Annotated in this window: 10 protein-coding genes and 5 pseudogenes; 12 read left to right on the forward strand and 3 right to left on the reverse strand. The window is 59.1% G+C overall.

Going from position 1 to position 13590, the window contains the following annotated elements; genetic code table 11:
• Positions 1–877: 877 nt before the first annotated feature.
• Complete coding sequence (locus AC0L2U_RS30565; protein WP_473603145.1) at positions 878–1804, forward strand: LysR substrate-binding domain-containing protein; 927 nt, start codon at positions 878–880, stop codon at positions 1802–1804.
• A 162-nt stretch (positions 1805–1966) separates the two neighbouring features.
• On the opposite strand, the pseudogene AC0L2U_RS30570 reads toward AC0L2U_RS30565, so the two are convergent.
• Positions 1967–2347 (reverse strand): annotated as a pseudogene (locus AC0L2U_RS30570) (integrase core domain-containing protein); the annotation flags it as partial.
• Between the two features lie 150 nt (positions 2348–2497).
• Between AC0L2U_RS30570 and AC0L2U_RS30575 the strand changes: the two are divergent.
• A pseudogene (locus tag AC0L2U_RS30575) lies at positions 2498–3784 on the forward strand (IS110 family RNA-guided transposase).
• 225 nt (positions 3785–4009) lie between these two features.
• Here AC0L2U_RS30575 and AC0L2U_RS30580 read toward each other — a convergent pair.
• Positions 4010–4818, reverse strand: a pseudogene (locus tag AC0L2U_RS30580) (IS3 family transposase); the annotation flags it as partial.
• Between the two features lie 1302 nt (positions 4819–6120).
• On the opposite strand from AC0L2U_RS30580, the gene sctQ reads away from it, so the two are divergent.
• The 6 genes and pseudogenes from sctQ to AC0L2U_RS30610 form a co-directional block, all read left to right on the forward strand.
• Positions 6121–7113 (forward strand): type III secretion system cytoplasmic ring protein SctQ, encoded by a 993-nt coding sequence (gene sctQ / locus AC0L2U_RS30585; protein ID WP_473564551.1) that lies wholly within the window; start codon positions 6121–6123, stop codon positions 7111–7113.
• Complete coding sequence (gene sctR / locus AC0L2U_RS30590; protein ID WP_473564550.1) at positions 7110–7772, forward strand: type III secretion system export apparatus subunit SctR; 663 nt, start codon at positions 7110–7112, stop codon at positions 7770–7772. Before sctQ ends, sctR begins: the two co-directional genes overlap by 4 nt.
• Positions 7772–8035, forward strand: coding sequence for a type III secretion system export apparatus subunit SctS (gene sctS, locus AC0L2U_RS30595; protein ID WP_473564549.1), 264 nt, complete (start codon positions 7772–7774; stop codon positions 8033–8035). Before sctR ends, sctS begins: the two co-directional genes overlap by 1 nt.
• A 10-nt stretch (positions 8036–8045) precedes the next feature.
• The gene (gene sctT / locus AC0L2U_RS30600; protein ID WP_473564548.1) at positions 8046–8843 is read left to right on the forward strand and encodes a type III secretion system export apparatus subunit SctT; all 798 of its coding nucleotides are present in this window, start codon (positions 8046–8048) and stop codon (positions 8841–8843) included.
• Entirely contained in the window at positions 8840–9619 is a 780-nt protein-coding gene (locus AC0L2U_RS30605) for an EscU/YscU/HrcU family type III secretion system export apparatus switch protein (RefSeq protein ID WP_473603146.1), read from the forward strand. Before sctT ends, AC0L2U_RS30605 begins: the two co-directional genes overlap by 4 nt.
• Positions 9620–9796: 177 nt before the next feature.
• A pseudogene (locus AC0L2U_RS30610) lies at positions 9797–9957 on the forward strand (IS256 family transposase); the annotation flags it as partial.
• Positions 9958–10005: 48 nt separating this feature from the next.
• On the opposite strand, the gene AC0L2U_RS30615 reads toward AC0L2U_RS30610, so the two are convergent.
• Complete coding sequence (locus AC0L2U_RS30615; RefSeq protein WP_473603147.1) at positions 10006–10992, reverse strand: IS481 family transposase; 987 nt, start codon at positions 10990–10992, stop codon at positions 10006–10008.
• An 83-nt stretch (positions 10993–11075) separates the two neighbouring features.
• Between AC0L2U_RS30615 and AC0L2U_RS30620 the strand changes: the two are divergent.
• The 4 genes and pseudogenes from AC0L2U_RS30620 to sctX form a co-directional block, all read left to right on the forward strand.
• A pseudogene (locus AC0L2U_RS30620) lies at positions 11076–11348 on the forward strand (IS256 family transposase); the annotation flags it as partial.
• Between the two features lie 388 nt (positions 11349–11736).
• A complete protein-coding gene (gene sctW / locus AC0L2U_RS30625) occupies positions 11737–12858 on the forward strand; it encodes a type III secretion system gatekeeper subunit SctW (protein WP_473603148.1) in 1122 nt (373 codons plus the stop codon).
• Positions 12855–13217 (forward strand): hypothetical protein, encoded by a 363-nt coding sequence (locus tag AC0L2U_RS30630; RefSeq protein ID WP_473603149.1) that lies wholly within the window; start codon positions 12855–12857, stop codon positions 13215–13217. The genes sctW and AC0L2U_RS30630 overlap by 4 nt, the downstream gene beginning before the upstream one ends.
• 3 nt (positions 13218–13220) lie before the next feature.
• The gene (gene sctX, locus AC0L2U_RS30635) at positions 13221–13589 is read left to right on the forward strand and encodes a type III secretion apparatus assembly protein SctX (RefSeq protein ID WP_473603150.1); all 369 of its coding nucleotides are present in this window, start codon (positions 13221–13223) and stop codon (positions 13587–13589) included.
• The last annotated feature ends 1 nt before the right edge of the window (position 13590 follow it).

Genomic DNA, 13590 nt, shown 5'->3' on the forward strand with positions numbered 1-13590 from the left:
TGGAAACAACCTGCATTTTGCATCAGCCTGATTTGTCGGCTCCTTCGTCATCAAGATGATTCCCAGCAAACGACGTGCCGTCTGAACGACCGATATTGATCTAAGTCCTTCCGTGCCGAGGGAGATGGAATTTGCCTGCTCGTCCGCGGTGCGTGATGTCGGCTCTGGCTTACGATTTCCCCGGGGAAGACCTGTCCTATCGCTCCATGCCCGCTCGATCCGGTATGCGCGGCAAGCCTGCGGCAAAACTTTCTATCGCCGCTAGGCCGCTCCAGATCGCAGCGGTGATCGATCCGCGGAACGTCGCGACGAACAGGCGTCAAAGCCTCTTGCGTGAATGGAAAATTTCCGATCCTGGACCCACCGCGATCTTGGCCATTTTGCCTTCTCGACGTGTACGGCGCAAAGTCAAGGCCGGCATCGTGGCGTGCTCACTGTAAGTGGCGGGCGCTAGTCTAGGCGACTGCTGGTCTATTCGTTTGCTCCAAAGCAGACATGCCGAATGTCAATAGTCCGCCAATCTGTTGGGAAGGCAACCAACGCTCGCCCAAAACGAGCACCTATTTTCGGCTGCGCAACTTGGCCCGGATCTTGCGGCGTGCTTTGCACGAAACGAGTGGTTTTAGTGTCCCAGTACACAATCTGGCAACATGATGTCCAAGTGCATTGAATGTCACTTATTTTTCGCGCGCCTGGAGCGCGCCTATAAAATCTTGTCGCGAAGTACGTTGCCGCGGATCGCAAAGAAGCCCGACGGGGATTAGCCGAGGCAAAATGGCGTCACTTTCGGCCTCTTTCAAAACACAGATGATGCCCCCCGCTGCCACAAGCGCCATCAGGCGCAAACTACGTCTCTTCAAATTTGTCAAGGCTGTCCATGCAACTACGCCACCTCCGCTATTTCGTGAGCATCGTCGATGCTGGGAGCTTCTGCCGGGCAGCGGCCACCATCCATGTGGCCCAGCCAGCCCTCAGCCAACAGATCGCTGGCCTCGAAGCCAGGCTTGGCGCCACCCTGTTGCACCGCAGCGCACGCGGTGTTTGTCCCACTCAAGTGGGAAAGGCCTTCTATCGGGAGGCTGTCTTCATCTTGCAGCGGCTAGAGCGACTGCCCGGCATCGTTCGCTCCACGGAGGGAGAGCCAGAAGGTCCAGTCGGGCTCGGCATGTCTTCGACGCTCGCCGTCTCCCTCGCCGCCCCCTTGATGGCCGCCTGCAGGACGGCACTCCCCAAAGTAATCCTGAGCTTGGTTACTGGTGATTTTCTCCGCATCAGGCCGCTCATGGAATCTCACGCGCTTGATGTTTGCATGGTCTTCGAGGACACACCCACCCTTGGTGTTTCGCGCAAACCGCTGTTCCGCCAGCGCCTCTATCTGATCCGGCCTGCCAAGGCAGAAAATGCCGCAACATCCGTGTCCCTCAAGACGCTAGCGGCAATTCCCCTTGTGCTGCCAGGGCAGCCGCATACGATGCGCGACGCACTGGACCGGGCATTTAGAGCGGCCGGAGTGATACCGAACTGCGTGGCAGAGGTCGACACGTTCTGCAGCGTGCTCTCCTTGGTCAAAGCCGGCGTAGCAAGCGGGATCGTTCCCAAGAGGGATTTCTCGGACATTCCAGGCTACGAAGGTCTGCGGCCTGTCGTCATCGATCCGCCAATTTATCTGACGGCATGCCTCACGTCATCCGCCCACGTGCCGCTCACCTCCGCCGCTGAGGCGGCAAGTGCCCTGCTCACCGCGCAGATAGAAAAGCGCTTTAGTGAAGCGCTGCCCACCGAATGGGAGCGCGTCCCGATTTAGAAGTTGTCGAGAGGCGAGTAATCCAAGCGGTATGTCTTTGGGCGACGTTTTTAAAGCGACCGAGCGATTTCGCACACCCCACGGAGCTGGTTACAGCTATGGCCGCGAGCGTTGTTCTATTGTGGAGCCTTACGTGGTTGCCGCTGACGTCGCCCCCAGTTTCTATCCAGTTTTGAGTTCGTTTCCGGCGTGGGTTGTGCCCTGCTGGGCGGGTGAAGCGACGGGCGCTGGCGCGGAGCCTTTGGCATAGCGCAGCGCGAGCGACCGTCGCGGATTGAAGGTGCTGCCGAACTCGGCCGGTGTCTGCCAGGCGATTTGGGAGTGCGGCCGCGCGGTGTTGTAGTCGACGCGCCACAGGGCGATGGCTACGCGCGCCTGAGCCAGCGAGGTAAACAACGTCTCGTTGAGCAGTTCATCGCGCAGTCGGCCGTTGAAGCTCTCGATCAAGCCATTCTGCATCGGCTTGCCGGGCGCAATGTAATGCCATTCGACGCGGCTCTGATCCGCCCACGAGAGGATGGCGTTCGAGGTGAACTCGCTGCCATAGCACCTACGGAAGGAATGATGAGAGGCAACCGAGACATCGGTGCGCGCAGCTTTTTCGCTGCAGGCGCGCACCGATCGAGGTGGCCATGGCCAGTCGAAGGATCTCTAGAATGTGAATGTTCACAACCCATTCCGGAGAGACTGACCATGACCAGCCCAAATGTTATACCCGCCGATGCGGTGTTGGTAGCGATCGATATCGCCAAGGTCCGCAATGAAGTCTTGATTGAAGCCTCCGGCCACAAGCGCCGCCGCCGGCTGCCGGTTCTCAACACCCGCGCAGAGCATGACCGGCTGATCGAGATTCTGCAGGCGTATGGCCAACCGGTGGTCTGCGGCTTCGAAGCGACGGGCAATTATCATCGCCCTATCGCATGGCGTTTGGCTGAGGCAGGCTTCGAGGTGCGGCTGGTGTCGTCACTGGCGCTCGCCCGAACCCGGGAGGCCTTGCACAACAGTTGGGACAAGAACGATCCCAAGGATGCGCAGGTGATCCTGCACATGCTCAGGATCCAGGCGACGCAGCGCTATCACGATCCGCTGCGCGCCGGAATAAACGACGTACAGGAACTGTCGAAGACGCATGAGGCGATCGCCAGAGCCAAGACCGAGATCCAGCACCGCATCCTGACGCATTACCTGCCGCTGTATTTCCCCGAGATTGATCGCTTCCGGGGAAACAGCCGCAGTGATTGGTTCTTCGCCTTCCTCGATGCTTTTCCGACGCCGGCAAGCATCACGGCGCTGACGAAGGAGGAGTTTGTGGCAGCAGCCTGGGATATCGTCGGCCGCAAGGTCAGCAAGACACAGATTCTCATCGATATTTACGAGACGGCGCGCACGTCGATCGGACTGCCGCTGCCGCTTGATGCTCCTGCCATTCGCATGTTTCGTATGGTCATTGCCGAAGCACGCAGCCTGATCCGTCAACGCAGCGAGATCGAAGCACAGGCCGACGAACTGCTGCGGCACAGCCAGGATTATCAGCTCTTGCGACAAATCCCAGGCATCGGACCGATCAATGCACTGACGATCATCGCTGAAGCCGGAGATCTTCGCCGCTTCCACTTCATCGCCAGTTTCTCAAGTTCTGCGGACTGGATCTCTCGACACAGCAGTCCGGTCAATATCGCGGCCAGACCCGCCTTTCCAAGTTCGGCAATGCGCGGCTGCGCCGCACTCTGTGGATCGCCGGGCAAGTCGCCATCCGTCAGCGTGAGAACGGCTTTCGACACAAGTTCGAACGCTACATCGCAAGAGATCGCGACAATCCAGATCTGCGCCGCAAGGCGATGACCGCTATTACCGCCAAGATGGCGCGCGTCGTACACGCCGTCGTCAAAGGCGGTTCCGATTACCGGCCCTTCGTTGAGGGGCGGGTGCCAGGAGGAAGAACCTCTGTCAGCTAGGGCCGTGAGGGCATCGTTGCGATGACCCTGTAGATAATGTTTGGGTCTTCCACCTGGATCAGAAGCTCGTGTTGAGGACGGTGAGGGCCGCTATCAGCGTACCCTGTGTTTGCTATGGACGAGACCTTTTCCCTTGCCGGTGGAAGTCGCCTGGTTCGACCACCCAACTTGACGAGCGTCATGCGGCGAGAGCATGCTGACGAACAGAGAGACTTTGACTGTCTCCTCCATTTTCTTCCGCTCTTAGGACGTTGTCGCTGACGATCATCCTGGGCCGGCCCCGCTCGGTGATGAGCCGGTCCAATTCGCGGGCAACCCGCATTCCCGAGAGAGACGTATCAACGATGAGTGCCAGGCACTCTCTCGCGCAGTCGTCGACGACGGCCAGGATGCGGAAGCGGTGCCCGTCGGTGAGCTGGTCCGATACGAAGTCGAGCGACCAGCGCTCGTCGGGCCTCAGCGGCACCAGCATCGGCGCCCTGGTCCCGATCGCCCGCTTGCGGCCGCCACGGCGGCGAACGGCGAGCTTCTCCTCCCGATAGAGCCGGAACAGCTTCTTGTGGTTCACGACCAGGCCCTCCCGCCTCAGCATCACGAGAAGACGCCGGTAGCCGAACCGGCGACGCTCCTGCGCGATCGCCTTCATCCGCTCGCGAACCTCGCGGTCGTCCGACCTGCTGGTCTCGTAGCGAACCGTCATGCGGCAACAGCCGATGGCTTTACACGCCCGCCGTTCGCTCATCCCGAAGCCTTCCTTCAGGCGAGCGACAGCTTTCCGCTTGGCCGCGGGCGTCACCATTTCTTTCCCACAAGATCCTTCAACGCGGCATTGTCGAGCATGGCGTCGGCCAGAAGCCGCTTCAGCCGCGTGTTCTCGTCCTCCAGCGCCTTCAGTCGCCGAGCCTCGGAGACATCCATCCCGCCGAAGCGGGCCTTCCAGTTGTAGATCGAGGCGTCGCTGACCCCGTGCTTGCGGCACAGATCGGCAACCGATACCCCGGCCTCGTGTTCCTTGAAAATTCCGATAATCTGCTCTTCAGAGAAGCGGCTACGTTTCATGTCCTGGTCCTCTCGATGGGCCAGAACGAACTTCAAACCGGATTAGGTCAGAGGGGCAAGGTCACCGCCCGTCATGCAAGCTTCTGCCCTTTGTCGACGTATGCGTCTTCATGTCGGGCGCGTTGCGCCGGGCAAAGAGCCATTGCCCCGCCTCGGTCAAGCGCCAAGAGAGGCGGCCCAGCAACTGCGGCGACGCCACTCATGGCGGTCCTTGCCACCTTGCGCGGCTCAATGCAGATCAATATCTGGCTGCTATCGATTTCTCTCGGCCCCCGCGACACGTATGCCCACCGCGTAAGTGGCATCAGAGCGACCCGGTTCCTCGTCGCGTTCACTGCCTTGAAAAAGCCGACCACCTCTTAGATTAGCTGCTCGGGGCGACCAGCAACTTGCACTGGCGCCGGGCGTATCGATCCGCTCAGGCAGATCAGATCGCCCAGCGGTCACCTCAAGAAACGCAAGGCGGAATCGGTCTGGTTCACCACGCCCCAGAGGTCCGACCAAATGAAGCTAATAGGCGCGCATCTGGAGGTCTCCTGGGCGACGCGGTCGCGAAGACACGGCGCCGGTCCATGCTGGCCAACGCTTCTGGCGTCGCCTTGAACACCTCAGCACGACTCCTGGGGCGCTACTGCCTATCAAAGGCCATTTAGGGTGGATGTAAGTCAGACCTCATTCATAAGAATTGGAGATGATCCAATATCGACATAATATTTGCTACTGACCCACGTTGAGTAGATTGGATGTAACAGACAATTCGACCATTGAGCGGAGCCCTTCCCGGCGAGTGGAGTGATTTCGGGATATCCGTCGCCATGACAGGATCAATTTCATGGGGAACCCGAAAGGCTTGCATCAACAGCTTGTCCGAAAAGCTCGAGTCACGAGGCAGCTTGCCGATTTCAGAGATATTTGACGCATGTCCTTTGGGCTGAGCTGTTCCATTGCGACTATCGTCCGCATCGCTGTTCGCCGATCCGATGCGCGGGTACTCGCCAGTAGGAATTCTGCGTTGGCGGCCGTCACAAACAGTGTCTGTTCCACCCCACCCGGGGGGCGCGCTACCGCGCCGCGGGTCCTCACCTTGGGGACGATGAGCGGTTCTCGCAAGCGTTCAACCATCGGAATTTCAAAGAGTGTGAGTCACTCGACGGCGCACCCCGCGAGGGTCTCGGCAGTCACGAGCTTGAATCGCACGGACGCAGCAGCCAGGCGTCAAACCCGTCAACAAAGCTCCATTTCCTGGGCGGCACAACTGACCGTCTCGCGGGCTCGAGCGAGTTCTTCCCTATGGAGAGGCACGTGATCGATCTGCCTTGCTATAGTTCACGAGAGGCCGCCATCATGTCGCGTCTTGCCGCCCGCTTGCCGGCTCCATTCAGCCTCGCTGGCATCGACGTCGCAGCCGTCATTCCCGATTCGACACCATCGCGTGTGCCGGCGAATTGGCGCCGGTTGATGGTACGCCTACACGGCGACGATCTACGCATCGCGATCGACCCGATTCTCCTGCCGTCCATGGCGGTGACACACTGGCCGGACATCACGGCGCTGCCATTGGACCACGGTTTGCGGGAAATTCTGTTCGACATGGTGCTTCGCGATGTAGCGATTCAGGTGGAACGATGGTGCGGTCAGCGGCCCATCTGGTCTTCTTCCGAGATCACCGAAGTGCCGCCGCCCTACGCCATTGGGCTTGTTCGCTTGGACGGTCCAGAAAAATTCCTTGGCCTAGTAGAATTCGATGCCGGCGGACTCGAATGGATCACGCGGTGCTGCTGCGATGCGCTGCCGGTCGTGTCCACAATTCTCGACGATCTGGCCCTCTCTCTCGATCTGAGAGTCGCTCGTTTGAACCTTACCTGGGCGGAACTACGGTCAATCGCACCGGGCGACGTCATTTTGCTCGACGCCTCACCGGTCGCTCGTGACGGAGCGATGACCGTTCTGATGTGCCTCTGTGGCAATACACGATTCCGCGCCTCGATAATGGATGCCCGCCTTGCAGTTCTTTCAGCAGTGGACTACCTTATGGATAAATCAGACTCTCCCCCCCCGGAAACCTTCGACAGCATCGACCTACCGGTCGATGTGGAGGTCGGACACCTGACCATGTCGCTCAAGCAGCTTCGTGAACTCGCTGTGGGCCAGGTATTGGATCTTGGTTTCGACGCAACGACCAATATCACCTTGCGAGTCAATGGCCAAGTGGTCGCTGCGGGCGAGTTGGTGCGTATCGCCGATCGGACAGGTGTGCGTGTCCTAAATATGCGCCTACCACGCGCCGAGTCATGAACACCGGGTTCCCCGATCCCGCTACGATGATCGCCTTGATCGGCGCGATCGCGGTTATCCCTTTCCTTGCGATCACAGCCACGTCGTACGTCAAGCTCGTGGTCGTGTTCGGGCTTGTCCGAAATGCCCTCGGCGTTCAGAACATTCCGCCAAACATGGCAATAAATGCGATCGCCATCCTGCTCTCCGTGTACATCATGCAGCCAGCGACCAACAAGGCATATGAAGCCGTGCGCCACAAGGAGATCTCGTTCGAAGCTCTCCGTGGGCTCGTTGAAACGATGCCGGTAGTTATAGAGCCCTTTCGCGATTTTCTCCTAAAGAACACGTCGCAACAGGAACGACAATTCTTCGCCAATGCGACCCGTGAACTATGGAACGAACGGGACGCCGATGCGGTAACCGACAGCGATTTTATGATCTTGGTCCCGGCATTCATAACATCCGAGTTGGCGGACGCGTTCAAGATAGGCTTTCTGCTGTTCCTGCCTTTCCTCGTTATCGACCTCGTCATTTCGAACATCCTTCTGGCGATGGGTATGATGATGGTTTCGCCGGTGACGATCTCCCTGCCCTTCAAGCTGTTCTTGTTCGTCGCAGTGAACGGATGGCAGCGCCTGATCCACGGTCTGGTCTTGTCCTATGCGGGAACATCATGATGAGCACCGCCACTCTGGCCAACATCGCCATCGAAGCCCTGAAACTAACTCTGGTTCTGTCGATGCCCACGGTCGTCATCGCGACGGGGGTCGGGCTGGTTGTTAGCTTGGTGCAAGCTCTGACCCATATTCAAGAGCAGACACTTCCATTCGCGGTGAAACTGATATGCGTGAGCCTGGCTTTGATGACAACTGGGAGCTGGATTGGTCGGGAGCTGTACCAGTATACGCTGAACGTCTTCAACAATATCGGAGTAATGTAACATCCGCCTCATGCCGCTACTTGATTTGTCTCTTTTGCATACTGCCCTTGTCGTCTTTGCGCTCGCGACGACGCGTACGACGGGCATGATGCTGATCATACCCATTCTGGGGCGCGGCATTGTGACCGGACTGGCGCGGAACGGTGCAATCACGGCATTGAGCTTCCCGGTGATGGCGCACGCTTGGGCAACCAGGCCTGCGAACCTCGATGCTTGGGATCTGAAGCTGATCTTAGGCCTGGGGCTGAAGGAACTCTTACTCGGCCTCGTACTCGGCATGCCAATTGCCGCGACCATCTGGGGTGTTGAGGCGGCGGGCACCTTCATTGACAACCAGAGGGGCGCCGCGATGGCGAGCCTCTTGAATCCGGCGAGCGGCAATCAGGTCTCGCCGCTTGGAACGCTGTTCGCCCAACTCTTCGTCACATGGCTATTTGCCACCGGGGGCTTTTCCGCACTGCTCGAAGCGCTCTATCGCTCGCATGAGGTCTGGCCTTTGTGGAGCTTGCATCCTGCATTCGGCCCGGCATTCGCCACGGGGGTTCTGCATCTCGCAGATGTCGTCATGCTAATGACTTTGCTCCTCGCCGGTCCAGCTATCGTTGTTATGTTCCTTAGCGAAATCGGTCTGGCGCTGATCGCCCGCATTGCACCGCAACTGCAGGTCTTTTTTATAGCCATGCCTGTCAAGAGCGCGGTGGCCCTCCTGGTTTTAGTCCTCTCGCTCGCGATCATTCTGGCCGAGGCCGATAAACGCGTGCCATCACCGGTCGCGATATTCAACCTCATCGCCACATGGTTGTCATGAGCGCCGCAAAGACTGAAAAGCCCACACCCAAAAGGCTGCGCGATCTGCGCAGGAAGGGGCAGGTGGCGCATAGCAGTGAAGTCGTTTCCGCGGCATTGACCATCGCATTCTTCTCTCTGTTCTACGTCTCCTTATCCGGCATGATAGAGCGGCTCGAGGCGATGATCCTGCTACCTGTACCTCTTCTCCAAGGTGATCTCCTGTGCGTCGCTCAAAAGCTCCTGCAGTCCTATGTTGCCGAACTGCAACGCATGCTAGCGCCTTTCATCGGAATCGTTCTGGTAATCGGCGTCGGCGCCAACATTTTACAGAATGGCCCGATGTTCACGCCCGAGGCGGTCTCGCCAGCGCTGAGAAACCTCAGTCCCAGTGAGAACGCCAAGATAATCGTTTCGCTGACGAATTTCATTGAATGGGGCAAATCGATCGGTAAGATTTTGGTGCTCGTCTCGGTTCTGCTGCTCGTGCTGCGCCAAGGGATGTATGCGCTCGTCTGGATGCCGAGTTGCGGGATGACCTGCCTAAGGGGCGTGACAGGTAACCTGCTGCTCGGTATCGCCATCTGTGCCGGATTGAGTTTTCTCACGGTGGCGATTGCGGACTTTGCGTTGCAGCGTCGGCAATTCATGAAGAAGAACATGACGTCGAAGGATGAGGCAATGCGAGAATACAAGGAGAGCTATGGTGCCCCCCTAGTCAAGGCAAAACGCAAAGAACTACATATGGAGTTGCTCGCCAAAGGCATGACCAATCGGTCGCATAGGGGGCCGTCGTGATCACCAACCCGATGTATGTTGCGTGGCGACTATTACGATCGGAAGCGGACGCCCTTCCCCCGCGATCGTACCATCGGTACCGATCCGGCGCAGCATGATCGGCGGTGTTGGCTACACTATGCCATTGAGGCGAAAGAATCCGCTCCGCACGCGCTAAGGACGAGAACACCGGCATCGATGCGCATGCGCCAATCCCTTTCCGACGTCATTGAAGGGCGCCCTTCCACACCGGCGGGTCGCTCGGATCTGATGAAGCTTGCGGCCCGCTTAATCGTGGAGGAAGCACTGGAGAGGAAAGCCGGAATGCGGTCGGGCGCGCCGAGCCCGCCCATGGTGCGTGATGCGCAATTTCGCCGGCAAGGTGCTGGAAGACCGCTGGCGCGAGTTCAAGGCCCGCGCCAGCGCCGCCTATCAGCGCCCCAGCTGTGGAGCCTCAATAGGTTGTCCTCGATCAGGGCGAGGCGGCTGATAGGTGGTTTTGACTTTAGGCTGCCGTGTGGGCGATGCCAATTGTATCGGTGCAGCCAGACCGGCAGTTCTGCGGCACGATGATCGGATGTCGGATAGGCAATGGCGTAGGCCCATTCGCGCAGCGCCGTCTGGATGAAGCGCTCAGCCTTGCCGTTGGTCTTGGGCGTATAGGGCCTTGTCGTGACGTGCTTGAGGCCGAGATCGCGGCAGGCCTTGGCGAAAGCCTTCGATCTGTAACAGGAACCGTTGTCGCTCATGACGCGCGCTATCGCGACGCCGAGGCTGGCATAGTAGGCCACCGCCGCCTTGAGGAAGGCGATGGCGCTCTCCTTTTTCTCGACGGGCAGGATTTGCGAGAAGGCGATGCGGGAAGCATCGTCGATGCAGACATGGACGAACTCCCAGCCAGCGCCGCGCGACTTGCCCTTTTGCGGATCGCCGGTGATGCGATGGCCGACTTGGCTGAAGCGTCCGAGCTTCTTGATGTCGATATGGATCATTTCGCCGGGATGCTCTCGTTCGTAGCGCCGGACCGGTTCGGCCGGCTCAATATCCCTGAGCCGCGACAGCCCGGCACGATTGAGGACCCGGCTGACGGTGGCGGGCGAGACGCCGACCTCCATGGCGATATGCTTGCCGGTCAGCCGCTGGCGGCGCAAGGCGACGATGCGCTCGGCCACGGCCTGTTCGGTCAGGCTCGGCATGACGATGGGCCGAGACGAGCGGTCGACCATGCCGGCCCGCCCTTCGGCCTTATAGCGCTCGACCCAGCGCGCCACGATCTTCGCCGACACGCGATAGACGCGCGCCGCATGGGCTTTGGAAAAGGTGCCTTCTATCACCGACAGCGCCATCTCCTCTCGACGCAGCGGCGTGAGACGGGCATTCTTGTGGATGTTCATTCGGACTTGGATGCTGAAGCCTGGTAACTCCAGTCTCCTCGGTCCGGTCCGAATGGACAACCTCCCGAAAGCTCACACTTAGCGCGCCATCGCCCGCGATACTCGCCGCCGGTCTGAGCGCGGTCGCCATGCTTCACGGACGACCTCGAAGCATCTTGGATCTGAGACTGCCGATCATTCACCGCCGCGCCATCAGGACCACGAAGCTTCTGGAACGTCTGTTCATGGAGGAGCGGCGCAGGCTAAAGATCATTTCCAATGCCCTTCGGCGGAAAGCTCGTTCTCTGGCTCATTTTCGGCGTCTTGATCCGAGCTGCCAGTGGTGGCGGGCAATAAGGATCACCGACTTCGGTCGCGCTATTCGATGTGTCAGCTGGCCTCCGGTCCAAGATTTCTTGCGGGCTGATTTGTCTGCTGGGACCCATCTGGTTTTTGTAGGTACTCATATCGGTTTGATATTTGTTAGGCATGACACGATGTTATAATAGACATGGACCGATATTCCATTTGGGTCCCCGAAAGGGCATAGCCCAATGACACAGTTCGTCTCGATGGGCGCTGCCCAGAAGTCGCTTCGAAAGGAGCAAGCACGAAGCGTTAAATGGTGGGAAAAATACGGATCCACCAAGCCGCGGAACAAGTCGCCCGCAAGGAAGCCGGTGCGCCGCAATCTGCAGTGCACTGCCCATAGACGTTGGCGGGACGCCCCAGGCGACCGCTGTAAGACCGCACGGGGCCGAAGCAATGCCTGATGGGACAGTATTCGAAATGGCCCCTTTGCGCCTTTGCTGTGATCGGATGGCGATCGAGCCAATCCCGGTGGAGGTGGGCTCATGGCGCGGCGAAGTTGTTCGCCTGGCGGGGCCTACACACGCGACCCTCTTGGAACAGGCAAGAGAAGAGCGCACTTTCGGTTTTTCCGAGGCGATCGAGTCAAAGGCGATAGCTGAGCGCAAAATCTCGGAGGAGAGCTTAGCGCCGTCGCTCAGCGCGGTCCATGAGATTGACGCTTATTTCGAACGTCTCCCGTATTTCGACCGTACCGAGTTGCCGGGGCTGTTGCGCGATATCCGCAGCGACGATTCTGCCTTGCAGGACATACTCCGAAAGGTTCGCCGGCGGTTCGCTGACCCCTCTTATGCCTATGCGGCACTCGATCTGGCGGCGCGAGAGTTGCGACGCGAGGGCCTCGACCAGCTTGCCGTACGGACGGATGGTGCCAAGGCCCAACTCATGGCCAGGCAGGGGGTGGCTGTTCGTGCCGGCCTCAATATTTCGGTGGTAGCGTCTGAAGTAGCGGGGGGTGATCAGAGGCTCGCTGCAGAGCTGCGTGATTTCTATCGGGCCACGGTCTCAAGCGATCCAGGACCGCTCCGGCTTTATAGGGAGATTCTGAGCAAGTTTGGAGTCGAGGGCTTTGCTCGCCATGTCGCGTTTCTTACGCGCGCGCTCGGCGCGGACATCGCCTCGGCTGGCCCGTCGGTCGAGCCGGCTCGGCTATGGGAGATCCTCAGCGGATTATCGGCGCTGCGAGTGCTGGACACCGTGCATGAGTGCTGCCAAAAAATGGTCGAACGGATACGGCGGCGAAATATCATCGACATCACCGCTACCGGCGTGATGCGGCAATTATTGCCGCTGGTGGAGGATACCGTTCCTGGTCCGTCGAAGATCATTCCCATTCCCGAACGGCTAGGAATCCCTCTCATTCACCTTGATATGCAGATTGCCGTACTGCGTGACTCTCGAGATCTTCTCGCGATGATTCCGGTCGGAGTCTACCGCGACTTGGAGGCAAGAGCATCGACGTTGCGGGCGATAGAGGAAGCGATGGACATCCGCATTGAACAGGAAGAGAGTGCATGAGCGCCCATGCTTCTATTCGGGCTTTTTGTTCGGCGATGGGACTTCCACCGCAGGCGCCCCCATTGACGCTGCGTTTTGAACGATCGGGTGATCTCCACATGGAGTGCCGCGATGGCTCTGTCGCAATGTACTTAACGCGCGCCATGCCGCTTTACCGCAAGGGAATCGCCGCGGCAGCTCTCAAAGCGGTACACCCGGATCGTACGCTGCCGCACATGGTGAACGTCGCCTTTTACGGCGAGGCGCTGCTGGTCCTGCTTATCAGCATAGCCGAAAACAGCGTTGATCTTCCAACGCTAGAAACCGCGGCGCAGGTTCTCGTACGCCTCATCGGCGAAATTGATGCCGCAGCGCGGTGACCTATGATTCGCATCGATTCCGGCAGCTTGAATTGTTCTGCTCCAACCGTCTCTGGATCGACGGAACTGCGGCGAACACGCCTCGTTGCCCATGCTCGGTCGGCTTTGCAATTCGATGTGCTATACGACGCTCCCACCGTCGATGACCTTATGATGGCCGCCTTCGCGCCTCCGATCGCAAATCCTGCAGTCCTCAAGGCTCCGACGTACGCCGCGACGCTTAAGGCCGCACACACATCGCTGGCCCATCTGGCTGCCCAAACGGGAGACCCAGATCGTGCGGTGCTGTGCGACGCGCTCTCGGTGCTCGATCGGGCGCAATGCGACCGTTTCTTTTTTGAAAACGCCTGCCGTGCTTTGATGCGAGGATAAA

This window comes from Mesorhizobium sp. WSM4808 (assembly GCF_055811675.1).

Bases quoted from the DNA above. Each gene is read 5' to 3' on its own strand.
- AC0L2U_RS30565 (WP_473603145.1), top strand. From the start codon at position 878: ATGCAACTACGCCACCTCCGCTATTTCGTGAGCATCGTCGATGCTGGG.
- sctR (WP_473564550.1), top strand. From the start codon at position 7,110: ATGAACACCGGGTTCCCCGATCCCGCTACGATGATCGCCTTGATCGGC.
- sctS (WP_473564549.1), top strand. From the start codon at position 7,772: ATGAGCACCGCCACTCTGGCCAACATCGCCATCGAAGCCCTGAAACTA.
- sctT (WP_473564548.1), top strand. From the start codon at position 8,046: ATGCCGCTACTTGATTTGTCTCTTTTGCATACTGCCCTTGTCGTCTTT.
- AC0L2U_RS30605 (WP_473603146.1), top strand. From the start codon at position 8,840: ATGAGCGCCGCAAAGACTGAAAAGCCCACACCCAAAAGGCTGCGCGAT.
- AC0L2U_RS30615 (WP_473603147.1), bottom strand. From the start codon at position 10,992: ATGAACATCCACAAGAATGCCCGTCTCACGCCGCTGCGTCGAGAGGAG.
- sctW (WP_473603148.1), top strand. From the start codon at position 11,737: ATGCCTGATGGGACAGTATTCGAAATGGCCCCTTTGCGCCTTTGCTGT.
- AC0L2U_RS30630 (WP_473603149.1), top strand. From the start codon at position 12,855: ATGAGCGCCCATGCTTCTATTCGGGCTTTTTGTTCGGCGATGGGACTT.
- sctX (WP_473603150.1), top strand. From the start codon at position 13,221: ATGATTCGCATCGATTCCGGCAGCTTGAATTGTTCTGCTCCAACCGTC.